The sequence below is a fragment of the Dyella sp. 01N448 genome, assembly GCF_056399225.1.
Genome location: NZ_JBFTQX010000007.1, coordinates 65,876 through 83,280, shown reverse-complemented (window position 1 = coordinate 83,280; position 17,405 = coordinate 65,876). Strand labels below are relative to the sequence as shown.

The window sequence follows — 17,405 nt, the reverse complement described above, 5'->3', positions numbered from 1 at the left end:
GATGGTTCCTGGACTGATTACCGCCTTCTTGCTGGTGCTCTTTGTCAGCGCCTGCATATGGATCTGGCGGCCGGCCACCAAGCCGGCGATGGATGCCGCCGCGCTGATGCCGCTGGAAGATGACAAGGAGGAAATCGCATGACTTCCGGATGGACCTGGTACGTCATCGCCATCGTGGTGGCCAACCTGATCGGCTGCGTGTGGCTGTTGCGCGGCAATACGCGCCGTAGCCCGAACGATCCCAAGCCTGATGAAACAGGCCATGTATGGGACGGCAACATCACCGAGTACAACAAGCCGCTGCCGCGTTGGTGGATCAACCTGTTCTACATCACCATCGTGTTCGCCGTGGGCTACCTGATCTGGTTCGGCGTCGGCACGTTGCAGGGCCTGGGACATTGGAGCTCGCACAAGGAATGGGCGTTGGAGTCGGCGGCCGAAGACGCACGCCTGGACGACGCCCTGAAGCTCTATGCCGGCCAGTCCATCGACGTACTGGCGAAGAACCCGCAGGCGGTCGCGATGGGGCGCACGATCTTCATCAATCGCTGTGCGGCCTGCCATGGTTCGACCGGCCACGGCGCCACCGGCTTTCCCGATCTGACCGACGACATCTGGCATTGGGGCGGCACACCGCATCGCATCCTGGAGACGATCCAGGAGGGCAGGCAGGCGGTCATGCCCGCCTGGGCGACCACGCTTACCGCGCAAGGCGGCCCGACGGCCGTCGACGACACCATTGCCTATGTGTTGTCCTTGTCCAAGCCGACGCAAGCCAGGGACGAGGCAAGCGAGCGCGGCGAGAAGCTGTTCCAGACGATCTGCGTGGCCTGCCATGGTCCCCAGGGCAAGGGCAACCAAATCGTGGGCGCCCCCGACCTGAGCGACAGCTATTGGCTCTACGGCAGCAGCAAGGCCTCGTTGCACAAAGCGCTGAACGAAGGCCGGCAGGGCGTCATGCCTGCGTGGAAGCCCGTGCTTGGCGATACGCGCACGCGATTGGTCGGTGCTTATGTATGGACGTTGTCGCCCCACAAGGATGCGCCACCCGCGGGTGCGGTGGTCGCCGAATGATCGACAGGAATACCACCGTCACCCACGGACACCAGCCCGCGCCGGTCGCGCAGAGTCTGGGTGCCTTGCTCTGGCCAAGCTTCTTCGTGGCTGGTGTGGTGACGGTGGTGTTCTTTGCCTTCATCGATCCGATCGCCCTGCGCGACATCACCTTTCCCGCGTTGAAGATCGGACGTGAACTCGGCTACACGCTGGGTTTCTTCCTGATCTGGCTGGCGACGGCCTCGTCCAGCCTGTTCACCTGGATCCTGCTGCGCCCGAGTCGTGCGGTGCGATCACTTCCACGTTCGGGTAAGACACCATGAGTCGCCGCATTCCGCTCCAGGTCATCGATGACGGGAGCGATTCGTACTACGTCAGCGAGCGCAAGGTCTATCCGCGCGATGTCTCGGGCCGTTTCAACCGCCTGCGGGTGGCCGCGGTTATCTGGCTGCTGGGCATGTACTACAGCTTTCCCTGGCTGACATGGCAGGGGCGGCAGGCCGTCCTGCTGGACCTGCCGGCGCGAAAATTCCATGTATTTGGATGGCTGTTCCTGCCCCAGGATCTCCTGTTTCTTTCGGTGTTGTTGATCATCGCGGCGCTGGCGCTGTTCTTCTTCACCGCCTTGGCAGGTCGCTTGTTCTGCGGCTACGCCTGCCCGCAGACGGTATGGACCGAAGTGTCGCTGTGGATCGAACGCTGGTGCGAAGGCGATCGCAACAAGCGCATGAAGCTCGATGCGTCGCCATGGACGCGCGAAAGAATCCTGCGGAAGAGCGCGCGCCACGCGCTATGGGCAGTGTTCTCGCTGTGGACCGGTTTTTCCTTCGTGGGTTACTTCAGTCCGATCGGCGAGCTGGCGCGGCGCACGCCTTTGGGATGGGGCGGTTGGGAAGCGTTCTGGATCCTGTTCTATGCATTCGCCACCTGGGGCAATGCCGGCTTCCTCCGGCAGCAGGTCTGCAAGTACATGTGCCCCTACGCGCGCTTCCAGAGTGCGATGTTCGACCGCAACACCTTGCTCATCGCCTATGACCCGATGCGCGGCGAGCCACGCGGTCCGCGCAAGCGTGGTCTTGCCAGTGTGCTGAGCCGGGCGCGCGGGCTGCTCGACACCGTCACGGCCTACGACTATGTGTTCCGCGCCAGTCAGCATCCTTCCGCTGCGGATCATCGCGCGCAGGCCGGTGGCACGATTACGCTCGCGGCGCTGGGCGAACAGGCTGCGCCGTTGCCCAAGTTTTCTTTGGAAGAGCTGGGCGACTGCGTCGATTGCACGATCTGCGTACAGGTGTGTCCGGTCGGCATCGATATCCGCAACGGTCTGCAGTACGAATGCATTGCCTGTGGCGCGTGTATTGATGCCTGCGACGAGGTGATGGGCAAGGTCGGCTATCCGCAGGGCCTGATTCGCTATACCACCCAGAACCAAATCGATGGCAAGCCGGCCAGACTCGTACGCACACGTGTGCTGGCCTATGGCGCATTGCTGCTGGCTCTGATGAGCGGCTGGTTTTATGGCGTCACCCATCGCAGTCCTGTGATGGCTGAAGTGCTGCGCGATCGCAATGCGATGTACAGCGAGGATGCCGACGGCGACATCCAGAATGCTTACACGCTGAAGCTGGTCAACAAGGCGCAAACGCCACACCACTTCGCGATCGACGTGAGTTCGGCTGATCTGCCCGACCTGCGACTGGGCGGTGGCGTGCAAGCCGTGCGTGCCGAGAGCGGCGAGGTGCTTTCGGTGCCGCTGATCGTCACGACGGCGGCGGACATCACCGGCCGCCATGAGGTGACCTTCCACGTGCGCGACCTCGACGCCAACGTCGGTGTCGACGTCAAAAGCAGTTTCTTTGGACCCTTGCCATGAACCAGACACGCAGTACCTGGCGCGAACCGATGGTGTGGATGCTGGTGGGTCTGCCGCTGGCTTCCGTGGCGATCGGCTTCGCCTTGTTGTTTGCGGCCGTGCGTCCCGGTCGCCAAGACATGGAAACCATCACGCAGGCCACGCGAGTCGGAAAGATGCTGGTCTCCGCGCAGGACGAGCCCTCCACGGAAGTCGCCACCAAGGGTCTGGTGCTTCGCTTGAAGGGCGACATGATCGAAGCCGTACCCATGGACGGCGACTTCCCGCGTGGCGGCAAGCTGCGACTGACGCTGCGGGCTGGCGACTCGCAGGTTGCGGAACGCATGGTTGAGCTATCGCCCAGCGAACTGGGCTGGCGCGGCGTCGGTTCGCTGGACGGCGGGCAAGCCTGGGCGGTGGAATTGAGCCCGGACAATGAGGCCTGGTCGCTGCACGGACATTGGACGGCGCAGGCGCGAGCGATACGCCTGACGCCCTGATCGTGGACCGCGCCGTCGACGCCGACCCGTCCGGTCGGGCACTCCTCTGCTACCACTGCGGCGAAACGCTGCCGCTCGCTCCTGTGCAACAGGAGGTCGACGGCGAGCTGCGCGGCTTCTGTTGCCACGGCTGTGGTGCGGCGGCGGAGTGGATTGGCCAATCCGAGCTGGGCGACTACTACCGTCTGCGCAGCGCGGCAGCAACGCGCGTCGAAGAGATGGCCGATCTGGCCAGCTGGGACCGCGACGACCTGCTCGGCGAACACGCGGTGCCCGTGGCCGGCGGCCTTGAAATCACCCTGTTGACCGATGGCATGCGTTGCGCCGCATGCGCGTGGTTGATCGACCAGGCGCTGCGGCGTGAGCCGGGCGTATTCGACTCGAGTGCGAACGCAGTGACCGGGCGCATCCGCATCGGCTGGCATCCAGCGCAGGTTCGACTGTCGCACTTGCTCGGACGTCTGGCGATGCTCGGCTATCGCCCGTATCTGGCCACCGGCGCCGCGCGCGAACGCGAGCGGGTGGCCGAACAGCGCCGATGGCTGATGCGCCTGGGCATCGCCGGTCTTGGCGCGATGCAGACCATGATGTTTTCCGAGGCGCTGTATCTGGATTTCGGCCATCACATGGCCGGGCCAACACGCGACTTCTTTCGCTGGGTCGCCTTGCTGGTCGCCACGCCCGTGGTGTTTTTCTCCGGTTGGCCATTTCTGCAGGGCTGCTGGCGCGAGCTGCGGCAGCGCCATCCGGGCATGGACACCTTGATCGCCAGCTCGACGCTGTTGGCTTACTTCGCCAGCATGGTGGAAACCGCCCGCGGCGGCGCGCAGATCTGGTACGACGCCGCGACGATGTTCGTGTTTCTGTTGCTCACGGCGCGATTGCTGGAGCAGCGCGCGCGCCGCGTCGCCAGTGCGCAGGTGGATGCGCTTGCGCGAGCACGTCCCACCTTGGCGGTGCGCGAGCGCGCTGACGGCAGCAGGGAGTCCGTGCCCGTGGCGTCACTGCAGGTGGGCGATATCGTCTGCGTAGCCGTGGGCGAAGTGGTGCCTGCCGATGGGTGCCTGCTCGGTGCGGAAGCCTCGTTCGAGGAGGCGCTGCTTACCGGTGAGTCGCGGCCGATGACTCGCGCGCAGGGAGCGACGATTTATGCAGGCACCGTATGTCGCGAGATTCCCGCGCGTATCGAAGTGACCCGGATCGGCGCTGCCACGCGTCTGTCGCAACTGGCCCGATTGGTCGAGCAGGCGCAATCGCAACGACCGCGCCTGGCGCGCGTCGCCGATCGCATCGGCAGCGTGTTCGTATCGGTGTTGATCGTGTTGGCGGTGATTGTCTACAGCGTTTGGCGCATCCACGACCCGGCGCGAGCGTTCGAAGTCACGCTGTCGCTGCTGGTGGTCAGTTGCCCATGTGCGCTGTCACTGGCAGTGCCGACCGCGCTGGCGGCAAGCCACGGCGCCTTGGCGCGACTGGGCGTGCTCTCCATCCGCGAGGGAGGCCTGGAACATCTCGCGCGTGCCAGCGACATGGTGTTCGACAAGACGGGCACGCTGACCAGCGTGCAACTTGCGGTGGGCGACGTGCAGACCTTTGTGGATATCTCGTCCGCTGTTGCTCTGCAGATGGCCGCCGCGCTGGAGCGAGATAGTGGCCATCCCATTGGCCAGGCCTTTGCCGGCACCACCACATCGTTGCAGGCGCATGACCTGCGTACGGTCACAGGACATGGGGTTCAAGGCCAAATCGACGGTAACTCGTGGCGACTCGGCCGAGCCTCGTTTGCGGCCTCTCGTGACGACGACGGCCAGCTCTGGCTGGGTGACGGCAAGCGAGCGGTCGCCAGGTTCTGTCTTCAAGAGAGCGTGCGCGCTGGTGCAGCGGAGACCATCGCGGCGCTGCGCATCTTGGGCGTCGAGATCCATCTTGCCAGCGGCGATGCGACCACTGCGGTGCAGCGCCTGATGCGCGAATTGCGGATCGGCCAGGCGCATTCGCGCCAGTCGTCGGAAGACAAGCTGGCACTGGTGCGTGCGCTGCAGGCGAAGGGACGCATCGTGGCGATGGTGGGAGACGGCCTGAACGATGCGCCGGTGCTCGCCGGTGCCGATGTGTCGATCGCCATGGGCGAGGGTGCCTCGCTGGCGCAGCGCGCGGCCGACATGGTGTTGACCTCGCCATCGTTGCTGCGCATTCCCGCTGCCATCGTGCTGGCGCGGCGGACACAGCGCGTCATCCGCCAGAACTTCACCTGGGCCGTGGGTTACAACTTGCTCGCACTGCCTCTGGCGGTCACTGGGCATGTGACGCCTGCCTTGGCCGCACTCGGCATGGCCACATCCTCCTTGGCCGTGACGTTCAATGCGTTGCGTTTGGTGCGGCCAGCGAAGGCGGGTGTGACGCCGTGATCATCCTGCTCATGCTGGTGCCACTGAGTTTGATGCTGCTTGCGTTTGCGATCGGCGCCTTCGTGTGGGCCGTCCGCAAAGGGCAATTCGACGATATGGATACGCCCGCGCTGGATATCCTGCGCGACGATGCGCGCCCTGATGCGCCGCACGCCTCCAGGGGCGCCGATGTCGATTGACGTGCTCGCCGTTTCGGCGGCGTTATTGACCGGCTTGGTGGGCGGTATGCACTGCGCGGCCATGTGCGGCGGCATCGCAACCGGGTTTTCCGTGTGGTCGCCGCGTCATGGACTGCTCGCGTCGCTGCAGTTGAATGCTGGCCGCGTGCTGGGCTATGTGCTGGCGGGCGCGCTGGTCGGCGGGATCGGCGATGGCGTGTTGCGATTGTTCGAGTGGCATGCGCTGGTGATCGCTACGCGCGTGATGATGGGCGTGGTGCTGGTACTGGCGGCGTTGCGTCTGCTGGACCAGCGAGGGCGCTTGCGGTTGCTGGGACGCCCGGGAGTGCAGCTGTGGCGATGGCTGCAGCCTTTGCAGCGGTGCCTGCTTCCCGCGAACACGGCGCAGCGTCGCATCGTTGCGGGCATGTTGTGGGGATGGATGCCGTGTGGCCTCAGCGCGACGATGCTGGCGGGAGCATGGCTGCAGGCGAATGCGTTGAATGGCGGCGTCACCATGGCTGCCTTCGGCCTGGGTACCTGGTTGGTGATGGTGCCGCTCACGTGGTCGGGAGCGCGAGTGGGGCGGTGGTTGCAGCAGACGGGGGCGCGGCGGAGTGTGGCGGCGTTTGTGATGCTGGCTGGTGTGACGACGATGGTGGGGCCGTGGTTGATGCAGGTGCCTTCGTTGCATGGCCTCATGGGGTGGTTGGGGTGTGAGTCGCTTCGTTGAGTCGCGCACAGGGTGCGCTCCCACAGGTTTGTCGCACGCCCAACTGTGGGAGCGCACCCTGTGCGCGACGCCGTTCGCCTCACCGCCCAAAAAAAGGGGCCGCCTTGCGGCGGCCCCTTTTCGATCTACCCGAAGGCAACGATCAATAGCGGTAATGATCCGGCTTGTACGGACCATCCACCGGCACGCCGATGTACGCAGCCTGGTCCGGGGTCAGCTTGGTGAGCTTCACGCCGATCTGCTCCAGGTGCAGGCGAGCCACTTCTTCGTCCAGCTTCTTGGGCAGGCGGTAGACCGTCTTGTCGTAGAAGTCCTTGTTCGCCCACAGGTCGAGCTGGGCCAGCGTCTGGTTGGAGAAGCTGTTGGACATCACGAAGCTCGGGTGGCCATGGGCGCAGCCCAGGTTCACCAGGCGGCCTTCGGCCAGCATGTAGATGCTGTGGTTGGTCTTCTCGAAGGTGTAGCGATCCACCTGCGGCTTGATGGTTTCGCGCGACACACCCTTGGCGGTGTTCAGGCGATCCATCTGGATCTCGTTGTCGAAGTGACCGATGTTGCACACCAGCGCGTTGTTCTTCATCGCCGCCATGTGCTCGAGCGTGATGATGTCCTTGTTGCCGGTGGTGGTGACGTAGATGTCGCCCAGGCCCAGGGTGTCTTCAATGGTGGTGACCTGGAAGCCTTCCATCGCGGCCTGCAGGGCGTTGATCGGGTCGATCTCGGTCACGATCACGCGAGCGCCGAAACCCTTGAGCGAATGGGCGCAACCCTTGCCCACGTCGCCGTAGCCGCACACCACGGCCACCTTGCCGGCGACCATCAGGTCGGTCGCGCGCTTGATGCCGTCGGCCAGCGATTCGCGGCAGCCGTAGAGGTTGTCGAACTTGCTCTTGGTCACCGAGTCGTTGACGTTGATGGCCGGCACCAGCAGCTTGCCGGCTTCGGCGAGCTGATAGAGGCGATGCACGCCGGTGGTGGTCTCTTCGGAGACGCCCTTCCACTCGGCGGCGATCTTCTTGAACCAGCCCGGACGCGCGGCGGCGGTGCGCTTGACCAGGTCCTTGATGACCTGCTCTTCGTGGTTGCCGCTGGGCGTGTTGACCCAGTCGCTGCCGTCTTCCAGTTCCACACCCTTGTGGATGAACAAGGTGGCGTCGCCGCCGTCGTCCACGATCAGCTGCGGGCCGAGCTCACCCGGGTGGGTCAGCATGTCGAGCGTGCACTCCCAGTACTCCTCCAGCGTCTCGCCCTTCCAGGCGAACACCGGCAGGCCACCGGCGGCCAGCGCTGCGGCAACGTCGTCCTGGGTCGAGAAGATGTTGCACGAGGCCCAGCGCACCGAGGCACCCAGCTCACGCAGGGTTTCGGCGAGCACGGCGGTTTCCTTCGTGCAGTGCAGGGAGCCGGACAGGCGCACGCCCTTGAGCGGCTTTTCCTTGGCGTATCGGGCGCGGATCTGCATCAGGCCCGGCATTTCTTCTTCGGCCATGCGGATGCGGCGGCGGCCGAGATCGGCGAGCGACATATCGCGGACCTTGAAGTCCTGCGAGGCGGAATCCTTGGTAACTGCGTTCATTTGGCTTAGCTCCGGGTGTTGCGACTAAACAAGTCGCATCGTTAACCGGGCGCCGTTACAGGAAAAATCCGTCGAGCCTGGCCGGGTTCGTGGAACACGCTTGGGTGTGCACGGAGCCGCGGTCGCAGCGCCCCTCGACGGGACGCATGAGTATAGCGTCCCTCGATGATGGTTTCGTGGCCGGCGCCCCTCCGGTTCAGCCGAACCATGACTGATGGCCTGGTTCCGCTGGCCGCCCAAGGGTTAATGTCGCAGGAGTCATGACACAGGGGACTGCCTCGTATGGATAGGTCGCTGCGCCGTTTCATTCTCGCCGGCTTGCTGCTGGCCGCCTCACCGCTCGTGCTCGCCGATTCGAAGGCCCCAGCGCCCGTCACGGCGCCGGCGTCGGGCTATCTCGCACCGCCCGCACCCTTGCAGGCACTGGTGGATGCGCCGCGCCCGCCACAGCTGTCGATCAGCCCGCATCGCGATCTGCTGGCCCTGACTCAGACGCCACCGCTGCCGGGCATCGATGTGGTGGCGCAGCCGGAACTGAAACTGGCCGGCCTGCGCATCAACCCCCGCACTTATGCGCAGAGCCGCTTCGTGTTCGGCAGCGACCTGTGGCTGATGGACGTGGCCACCGGCAAGGAAATCCGCCTGCAGGGCCTGCCCAAGCCGCTCTCCATCGCGACGTCCGCGTGGTCGCCGGACCAGCGCTATCTGGCCTTCAACCAGGTCAATGCGCGCGAAGGCACCAATGAGTTGTGGGTGGTTGATATCGGCGCGCGCACCGCACGTCGCCTGATCTCGCTGCAGTTGAACACCGTGGCCGGCCGCGGCTACCGCTGGATGCCGGACAGCTCGCAGCTGCTGGTGCAGTTGCAGTCAGAGGGGCAGGGCGCCGCACCGGTCGGCAACAGCATACCGACCGGTCCCGATACGCAGCAGACACAGGCCGGCGGTGGCGTGAAGGCCATCCGCACCTACGAGGACATGCTGCGCAACGAAGACGATGCGAAGCTGTTCGAGTACTACCTGCGCTCGCAGTCCGCGCTGGTGTCGCTGGACGGCAAGGTCACCAAGCTTGGCGAGCCTGCCCTGACGCTTGGACTCGCGCCGTCGCCTGATGGGCACTATTTGTTGCGCGAACGCGTGGAGCGTCCGTTCTCCTACCTCGTTCCCGTAGATAGCTTCCCGCGTCGCATCGAAGTGCTCGATCGCGATGGCAAGCTGGTGAAGGAGATCGCCCATCTGCCGCTGGTGGAAGGCCTGCCCACCGGCAACGACGCCGTGCCCACCGGCGTGCGCGAGATCACCTGGCGCGCCGATGCACCGGCCACCCTGGTGTGGGCCGAGGCACAGGACGGCGGCGATCCGGCACGCAAGACGGACATCCGCGACCTCGTGCAGATGCAGTCGGCGCCGTTCGATCAGGCACCGGTCACGCTCGCGAAACTCGGCAGTCGTTACGGCGGTGCGTACTGGGCCAACGGCGATCTGGCGCTGATCGACGAGTTCTGGTGGAAAACGCGCCGCGTGAAGCAATGGCGAGTATCGCCCGATCACCCGACGCAAGCGCCGGCCCTCGTACGCGAGGGCTCGTCGGAAGATCGTTATCGCGATCCCGGCACGCCCGCGACCATGCTCGACGAGCACGGTCAATCGCGCCTTATCGTCACCGCCGACGGACAAAACATCTACCGCCTCGGCGAAGGCGCCTCGCCCGAAGGCGATCGTCCCTTCATCGACCGCGTGAACCTGCAGTCGGGCAGCAGCACGCGGCTGTTCCAGTCGCAGGCGCCTTACTACGAGGACCCGCAGGTCTTGCTCGATGCGCAGGGCACGCGTGCGCTGATCTCGCGCGAGTCGCCCACTGAGCCCACCAACTACTACGTGCGTGATCTGGCCGCGAACGGCAAGTTGCACGAGCTCACCCATTTTCCCAATCCGCTGCCGCAGTTGAAGGGCGTGAAGAAGGAGCAGATCCGTTACAAGCGCAAGGATGGCGTGGAGCTCACGGCGACCTTGTACCTGCCGCCCAACTACGATCCGAAGAAGGATGGCCCGCGCCCGATGCTGATGTGGGCATATCCGGCCGAGTTCAAATCGGCGGATGCGGCCGGGCAGGTCACCGACTCGCCATACAGGTTCAACCGCATCAGCTACTGGGGCCCGCAGGCTTTCCTCACCATGGGCTATACGGTGCTGGACAACTTCTCGGTGCCCATCGTGGGCGAGGGCAGCAAAGAGCCCAACGACACCTACATCCCGCAGCTTGTCGCCAGCGCCGAAGCCGCTGTTGACGAAGTGGTGCGCCGTGGCGTGGCCGATCGCAATCGCATCGCGGTGGGCGGCCATTCGTACGGCGCGTTCATGACCGCCAACCTGCTCGCGCATACGCGCCTGTTCAAGGCAGGCATCGCGCGCAGCGGCGCGTACAACCGCACGTTGACGCCGTTCGGCTTCCAGTCGGAAGAGCGCAACTACTGGCAGGCGACGGACGTCTACAACACGATGTCGCCATTCAACTATGCGGAGAACATCAAGGACGCGCTGTTGATGATCCACGGCGAACAGGACAACAACTCCGGCACCTTCCCGATCCAGAGCGAGCGCATGTATGCCGCCATCAAGGGATTGGGCGGCACCTCGCGCCTGGTCCTGCTGCCGAACGAGGCGCATGCCTATCGTGCGCGCGAATCGATCATGCAGATGCTGGCGGAGATGAACAGCTGGCTGGACCTGTACGTGAAGCAGGCCAAGCCCGCGGGCAAGGCGATGGCTGCGCCCTGAGTCGTAACGTTTGAACAGGGAGCGGGACGTTGCATTCGTCCCGCTTTCTTGATGTCGCTGAACGATTTTGTGGCAATGCACAAAAGTCCTCCGCTTGGGGTAGTCTTGGACGTCCAGACATCCGCAACGTGGCATCGATGAACCAGCACCGCAGTCCTGAGTTCGCCCCGCACGACGCGCCGCTGCGCGAAGACGTCCGCCGCCTCGGCACCCTGGTCGGCAATATGCTGGCCGAGCAGATCTCGCCGGACTTCCTCGAGGAGGTCGAGCGCATCCGTACCGCGGCCATCGAGCGCCGCGTGGAAGAAGCACCGCTGGATGTGCTGGGCAGCTTGCTTACCGGGCTGGATACCGACAAGGCCGAGTCGCTGGCGCGCGCCTTTGCCACCTATTTCCAGGCGGTGAACATCGCCGAGCGCATCCATCGCATCCGCCGTCGTCGCGACTACCAGCGCGAAGGCGGTGCGCCGCAGCCCGAGTCATTGCTCGATGTGCTGATGCGGCTGAAGGCGCAGGGTGTGGAAGCGGGCGAGCTGATCGAATGGCTGGAACGGTTACAGGTGGAACCAGTTTTCACCGCGCACCCGACTGAAGCCGTGCGTCGCTCTCTGCTGGAAAAAGAGCAGTCCATCGTGCGCGCCCTGGTCGACAATTTCGATCCCACGCGCACGCCGCAGGAACGCAAGGAAGACGACGACCGCATCTTCATGGCCTTGAGCGCCGGTTGGCAGACGGCCGAAGCGTCGTCGGTCAGTCCCACCGTGCAGGACGAGCATCACCACGTCGGCTTCTATCTCGCCAATCCCATCTATCGCATCGTGCCGGCCCTCTACGAATCGTTGGCCGATGCGTTGCAAACCGTCTACGGCGTGGCCGTGCCGATTCCGCGCCTGTTGAGCTTCGCCACCTGGGTCGGCGGCGACATGGACGGCAACCCGAATGTCGGCGCCGCCACCATCGCCAATAGTCTGTCCACCCAGCGCGCGCATGTGCTGGAGCACTACATCGAGGATATCGCCGGCCTCGCGCGCCTGCTGAGCCAGACGGAAGATCGCGTGCACGTGGGCAGCGACCTGGCCAACCGCCTGCTCGACTATCGCACGCGTTTTCCGGAAGCCGCGGCCAAGGTACGCCCGCGCCATGCCGACATGCCGTACCGCAGCCTGCTCACCATCATTGGCGCGCGTCTGCAGGCCACGCTCGAAGACGATCATCCCGAGGGCTACACCTGCGCGGACGAACTGCTGGAAGACCTGCGCCTGATCGCGGTGAGCCTGATCGATCACCACGGGCTGCACGCTGGCGCTTACGCCGTGCGTCGTCTGATCTGGCGTGTACGCACGTTCGGCTTTCATCTCGCTCGCCTGGATGTGCGCCAGGATTCACGCGTGCATGATGATGCGCTGGGGCAACTGTTGAAGGACGAGGACTGGTCCTCGCGTGGTGCGCATGAGCGCGCCGAGCGCCTGCGTCCGTATGCAGGTGGCCAGGATTCGCTACCCAGGAGTGACGACGCCACTGCCACTGCGCTGCGCGATGTGTTCGCCACATTGCGCGAGGCGCGCGGTCGCTACGGTGCGGATTCGCTGGGCTTGTACATCATCAGCATGGCGCGTTCTGCAGCGGACGTGCTGGCGGTGCTGGCACTGGCGCGCTACGGCGGTCTCAGCAAGGAGGGACGCGTACCGCTGGACGTGGCGCCGCTGTTCGAAACAGTGGACGACCTGACCAATGCGCCGGCGACCTTGCGCGCACTGCTGGACGATCCCGTCTATCGCGATCATCTCGCTTCGCGTGGCAATCGCCAGTGGGTGATGCTCGGCTATTCCGACAGCGGCAAGGATGGCGGCACGCTGGCTTCTCGCTGGGGTTTGCAGCGCGCTCAGGTGGAGTTGCTGGACGTGGCGGCTGATGCCGATATTCGCCTGTCGTTCTTCCACGGTCGTGGCGGCTCGGCGAGTCGCGGTGGCTCGCGCATCACCCCCGCCTTGATGTCATCACCGCGCGGTTCGGTGGCCGGCGTGTTGCGCGTGACCGAGCAGGGCGAAGTGATCCACCGCAAATATGGAATACGCGCACTGGCCCTGCGCAATCTCGAGCAGACCGTGGGTGCCGTATTGCGTGCATCGCTGCGCCCGCGCACGCACGAGGCGCGCGAAGACACCTGGCGCGATCGCATGAGCCTGTTGGCAGCGCGTAGCCGCGAGCATTACCGGGCGTTCGTTGATCGCGAGGGCTTCGTCGACTACTTCCGCTCGGCCACGCCGATCGATGTGATCGAGCGCATGACGCTGGGCTCGCGCCCCGCCCGTCGCCGCAGCATGCGCGGCGTGCAGGATCTTCGGGCGATTCCCTGGGTGTTCGCGTGGACGCAGTGCCGCTCGATCCTGCCGGGCTGGTACGGGCTGGGCACCGCACTGGAGTTTGGCGCCGCGCAGTACGGCGAACAGGCGATGTCCGAAATGGCGCACGACTGGCCGTTCTTCGCCAATATGTTGGACGACGTGTCGATGGTGCTGGCCAAGAGCGACCTTGGCATCGCCGAAGCCTTCTCCAAACTCGCCGGCCCGCTGCACGAGCCGTTCTTCGGCATGATCGGCGAGGAATTCGAGCGCACCCGCCACTGGCTGATGCAGCTCAAGCGCAACGACAGCCTGCTGCAGAATGCGCCGCGATTGGCCACCTCAATCGACCTGCGCAATCCCTATGTCGATCCGATGAGTCTGCTGCAGGTGGATTTGCTCAAGCGCTGGCGCGAAGGCGGCGAAAGCGACGATGCGCTGCTCGCTGCGCTGGTGGCTTGCGTCAACGGTGTGTCGCAGGGGTTGCAGAATACGGGTTGAGACTGAGGCAGTCGCGCACAGGGTACGCTCCCACAAAGGAGTGCTCGTTGTGGGAGCGCACCCTGTGCGCGACACACGCAACCTCAAGCGTCCAACTCTGCCCAGCGCGCGTACGCGGTATCCAACTCCGCCTGCAACTTGGACAACGCCTCATTCGCCTTTGTCAGCGCCGCATTATCCTGCCGGAAAAACTCCGGATCGTTCATCGCCTCGCTGCGCGCGGCAATGTCGGCTTCCAACGTTTCAATTTTCTTCGGCAACTGCTCCAGCTCTCGCGCATCCTTGTAGCTGAGTTTGCGCTTTGCCTCTACGACTGGCGTCGCGGCGACTGCGACGGTCTTCTCAAGCGACTTGATCGAAGGCGCCAATGCCGACGGACGCTGGCGCAGCCAGTCGGTGTAACCGCCCACGTATTCGCCGATCTTGCCGTGACCTTCGAGCACCAGCGTGCTCGATACCACGTTGTCGAGAAACTCGCGGTCATGCGACACCAGCAGCAAGGTGCCCTGGTATTGCGTGAGCAACTCTTCCAGCAACTCCAGCGTTTCCACATCCAGGTCGTTGGTGGGTTCGTCCATCACCAGCAGGTTGGACGGCTGCGCGAACAGCTTGGCGAGAAGCAGTCGATTGCGTTCGCCGCCTGACAGTCGCGTGATCGGCGCACGCGCACGTTCCGGCGAAAAGAGGAAATCCTGCAGGTAGCCGATGATGTGCTTGCGCGAGCCATTGAGCTCGATGAATTCGCGCCCTTCGGCCACGTTGTCCAGCGCGTTGAGCTTGTCGTTGAGCTGCACGCGGTGCTGGTCGAAATAGGCGATCTGGATGCCGGTGCCCAGCGTGGCGTGGCCTCGATCGGGCTTGAGTTCGCCAAGCATGATCTTCAGCAACGTGCTCTTGCCGGCGCCGTTGGGGCCGATGATGCCCACGCGGTCACCGCGCATGATGGTGGTGCTCAGGTTTTCGATCAGCACGCGGCCGCCGTAGCTCTGGTGCACGTGCTCCAGGTCGATCACCTTCTTGCCCGAAGCCTGCGCATTGGCCATCGTCATCTTGACGTTGCCGGAGAGTTCGCGACGCTGCGAGCGTTCCACGCGCAACGCCTTCAAGGCGCGCACGCGGCCTTCGTTGCGCGTCCGACGGGCCTTGATGCCCTGGCGGATCCACACTTCTTCCTGCGCGAGCTTCTTGTCGAAGTGGATGTTGGCCTGCGACTCGGCGTGCAGGCGTTCTTCGCGGCGACGCAGGTAGTTGTCGTAATCGCCGGGCCAGTCGGTGAGCTGGCCGCGATCGATCTCGACGATGCGCGTGGCCAGTGCGCGCAGAAAACTACGGTCATGCGTGATGAAGATGATGCTGCCTTCGAACTGGCGCAGGAATGCTTCGAGCCAGCCGATGGCTTCAATGTCGAGATGGTTGGTGGGCTCGTCGAGCAGCAGCACGTCGGGCTTGCGCACCAGCGCCTGCGCAAGCAGCACGCGACGCTTCATGCCGCCCGAGAGCGCTGCGAAATCGGTATCGCCGGGAAGTTCAAGCCGCGTCAACACATCGGTGACGCGTCGGTCGAGATCCCAACCGTGCTGCGCTTCGATCTGCGTCTGCACATCGCCCAGCGCATCCATGTCGCCTTCGGCGAGCAGGTGATGGTAACGGGCGAGCAATCGACCCAGATCGCCAAGGCCTTGCGCGACCACATCGAACACGCTGCCGGCCGTGTCTTGCGGCACCTCCTGCGCCATGCGCGCAACGACGACGCCGTTTTGCACGCGCACTTCGCCATCATCGGCTTTGAGTTCGCCGCTGATGAGTTTCATCAAGGTGGATTTGCCTTCGCCATTACGACCGACGATGCACACGCGCTCGTTCGTCTCGATGGAGAGGTCGACATGTTCGAGCAGGAGGGGGCCGCCGATGCTGAAGTCGACGCGCTGAAGTTGGATTAGGGACATCCGGACATTTTAGGGGATGCGTCGTGTCGATCGTTCGCTTTTGCTGCTCAATCCCGACGCGCGTCTGCCGATAGGGAACGTTAGAGGAGAAAAAGCCGTGGCCGATGAGCGGGGCGGGCGTCTGGCGGAGTAATTGTTTTTTAACGAAAAAAGTTCGCGCCTACACGCAAATAAGCCTTTCGCCATACGCCATTTGCGGGCACACTCCCTTGACGCGTAGACATCGCTTTCACGGTGAAATTTACGTTACGACGGCGCCGATGCGCCGTCGCTGTTTTATCGTCCATGGAAACATGGACTTATGTGATCTAATTCAAGTATTGTCTTGACCCGTGGCGCTGTGTTGCGGTTCAGGGTTTGTAACGCCGGTTGAAGCGGTGGCGAGAGCGAGGAACTGGGGTGGCTATCAAGTCCAACACGCTGGCCAGGGGAGCATCCTGGCGCCAAGGTCTACTGGCCCTGCTGGTAGGCGTCGCCGGCTGTTTCGCGAGCGTGGCTCATGCGGGTTATGCCGCCATCGTCATCAATGAAACCGACGGCCAGGTCATCACTGCGGTGAATGCGGACGAGCCGAACCATCCGGCCTCGCTGGCCAAGATGATGACGATGTACCTCGCCTTCCAGGCGATCCAGAACGGCACGCTCAAGATGGACCAGGAGCTTCCCGTTTCGTCGTGGGCTGCCGCCAAGGCGCCGACCAAGCTCGACCTGCGCAACGGCCAGACCATCACGGTCGAAGACTGCGTGCTCGGCATGATCACCAAGTCGGCCAACGACGCCGCCACCGTGGTCGCTGAAGGTCTGGGTGGTTCCGAAGGTCATTTCGTCGAAATGATGAACGCACAGGCCCAGCTGCTGGGCATGAGCAACACGCGTTTCGCCAACGCCTCGGGCCTGCCCGACCCGGAAGACACCACCACGGCCCGCGACATGAGCAAGCTGGCCATGGCGCTGTACCACGACTTTCCGCAGTACGCGCATTTGTTCTCGACCAAGGACTTCATGTTCCGCGGTCACCTGGTGCGCGGCCACAACAACCTGATGGACAAGTACCCCGGCATGGACGGCCTGAAGACCGGCTTCACCAATGCCTCGGGCTTCAACCTTGCCTCCACCGCCGTCAAGGATGGTCGCCGCCTGTTCTCCGTGGTGATGGGCGGCCGCACCGCCGGCACCCGTGACCGCCTGATGGCGCGCCTGCTCGACGACGGCTTCGAGAACCAGGAAACGCCGGCCGAGCTGGTGGCGCAGGCTGGCGAAGCGCCGGCAGGCCTGGCCAGCGGCAAGGTTCGCCGCGGCAAGGGCGCCGTCGCCGTCAAGGGCACGGCCCTGGCCGACGCCACGCCGGCCTCGCGCCGCCACCATCGCCGCGGTTCGAAGGCGGACACCGTCGCCACCGCGGCGACCTGCTCGAAGAAGAAAAAAGGCGCCACCTGTCCCGCCACCACCGCCCGCAGCACCAAGGTCGCTGCCGCTGCTGGCCAGAAGGTCGCCTCGGCTGGTGGGTCGCCGGACAAGTAAGCGTTGGTCAAACCAGATTGCGATAACGGGCTGC

The 17,405-nt window shown here is 64.3% G+C and carries 13 protein-coding genes and 1 riboswitch; of the genes, 11 read left to right on the top strand and 2 right to left on the bottom strand.

Going from position 1 to position 17,405, the window contains the following annotated elements:
• Window position 1: 1 nt before the first annotated feature.
• From AC1DKY_RS14305 to AC1DKY_RS14270, 8 genes are read left to right on the top strand one after another with little or no spacing between them, the layout of a single operon-like run.
• Window positions 2-142, top strand: a complete 141-nt coding sequence (locus AC1DKY_RS14305) for a cbb3-type cytochrome oxidase subunit 3 (RefSeq protein WP_441604439.1) — start codon at window positions 2-4, stop codon at window positions 140-142.
• Window positions 139-1,074 (top strand): cytochrome-c oxidase, cbb3-type subunit III, encoded by a 936-nt coding sequence (gene ccoP / locus AC1DKY_RS14300; protein WP_441604438.1) that lies wholly within the window; start codon window positions 139-141, stop codon window positions 1,072-1,074. Before AC1DKY_RS14305 ends, ccoP begins: the two co-directional genes overlap by 4 nt.
• Window positions 1,071-1,379, top strand: coding sequence for a hypothetical protein (locus AC1DKY_RS14295; RefSeq protein ID WP_441604437.1), 309 nt, complete (start codon window positions 1,071-1,073; stop codon window positions 1,377-1,379). The genes ccoP and AC1DKY_RS14295 overlap by 4 nt, the downstream gene beginning before the upstream one ends.
• Window positions 1,376-2,929, top strand: coding sequence for a 4Fe-4S dicluster domain-containing protein (locus AC1DKY_RS14290; RefSeq protein ID WP_441604436.1), 1,554 nt, complete (start codon window positions 1,376-1,378; stop codon window positions 2,927-2,929). Before AC1DKY_RS14295 ends, AC1DKY_RS14290 begins: the two co-directional genes overlap by 4 nt.
• Window positions 2,926-3,408 (top strand): hypothetical protein, encoded by a 483-nt coding sequence (locus AC1DKY_RS14285; protein ID WP_441604435.1) that lies wholly within the window; start codon window positions 2,926-2,928, stop codon window positions 3,406-3,408. Before AC1DKY_RS14290 ends, AC1DKY_RS14285 begins: the two co-directional genes overlap by 4 nt.
• Before the next feature lie 2 nt (window positions 3,409-3,410).
• Window positions 3,411-5,816, top strand: coding sequence for a heavy metal translocating P-type ATPase (locus tag AC1DKY_RS14280; RefSeq protein ID WP_441604434.1), 2,406 nt, complete (start codon window positions 3,411-3,413; stop codon window positions 5,814-5,816).
• Complete coding sequence (ccoS, locus tag AC1DKY_RS14275; RefSeq protein WP_441604433.1) at window positions 5,813-5,995, top strand: cbb3-type cytochrome oxidase assembly protein CcoS; 183 nt, start codon at window positions 5,813-5,815, stop codon at window positions 5,993-5,995. The genes AC1DKY_RS14280 and ccoS overlap by 4 nt, the downstream gene beginning before the upstream one ends.
• Window positions 5,985-6,707: a sulfite exporter TauE/SafE family protein gene (locus tag AC1DKY_RS14270; protein WP_441604432.1), complete on the top strand. Its 723-nt coding sequence runs from the start codon at window positions 5,985-5,987 to the stop codon at window positions 6,705-6,707. The genes ccoS and AC1DKY_RS14270 overlap by 11 nt, the downstream gene beginning before the upstream one ends.
• Before the next feature lie 142 nt (window positions 6,708-6,849).
• On the opposite strand, the gene ahcY is transcribed toward AC1DKY_RS14270, so the two are convergent.
• Window positions 6,850-8,283, bottom strand: coding sequence for an adenosylhomocysteinase (ahcY, locus tag AC1DKY_RS14265; RefSeq protein ID WP_441604431.1), 1,434 nt, complete (start codon window positions 8,281-8,283; stop codon window positions 6,850-6,852).
• A 40-nt stretch (window positions 8,284-8,323) separates the two neighbouring features.
• Window positions 8,324-8,425: riboswitch (S-adenosyl-L-homocysteine riboswitch) on the bottom strand.
• A 140-nt stretch (window positions 8,426-8,565) separates the two neighbouring features.
• Between ahcY and AC1DKY_RS14260 the strand changes: the two genes are divergently transcribed.
• Window positions 8,566-11,061 (top strand): S9 family peptidase, encoded by a 2,496-nt coding sequence (locus tag AC1DKY_RS14260; RefSeq protein WP_441604430.1) that lies wholly within the window; start codon window positions 8,566-8,568, stop codon window positions 11,059-11,061.
• Window positions 11,062-11,198: 137 nt separating this feature from the next.
• Window positions 11,199-13,904 carry a phosphoenolpyruvate carboxylase gene (gene ppc, locus AC1DKY_RS14255; RefSeq protein ID WP_441604429.1) on the top strand — a complete coding sequence of 902 codons (2,706 nt, stop codon included), beginning with the start codon at window positions 11,199-11,201 and terminating at the stop codon, window positions 13,902-13,904.
• A gap of 83 nt (window positions 13,905-13,987) precedes the next feature.
• Here the strand turns inward: ppc and AC1DKY_RS14250 are convergent, their stop codons facing one another.
• A complete protein-coding gene (locus tag AC1DKY_RS14250) occupies window positions 13,988-15,850 on the bottom strand; it encodes an ATP-binding cassette domain-containing protein (RefSeq protein WP_441604428.1) in 1,863 nt (620 codons plus the stop codon).
• Between the two features lie 399 nt (window positions 15,851-16,249).
• Here AC1DKY_RS14250 and AC1DKY_RS14245 point away from each other — a divergent pair, with 399 nt between their 5' ends.
• On the top strand, window positions 16,250-17,371 hold the full coding sequence (locus AC1DKY_RS14245) for a D-alanyl-D-alanine carboxypeptidase family protein (protein ID WP_441604427.1): 1,122 nt from the start codon (window positions 16,250-16,252) through the stop codon (window positions 17,369-17,371).
• The last annotated feature ends 34 nt before the right edge of the window (window positions 17,372-17,405 follow it).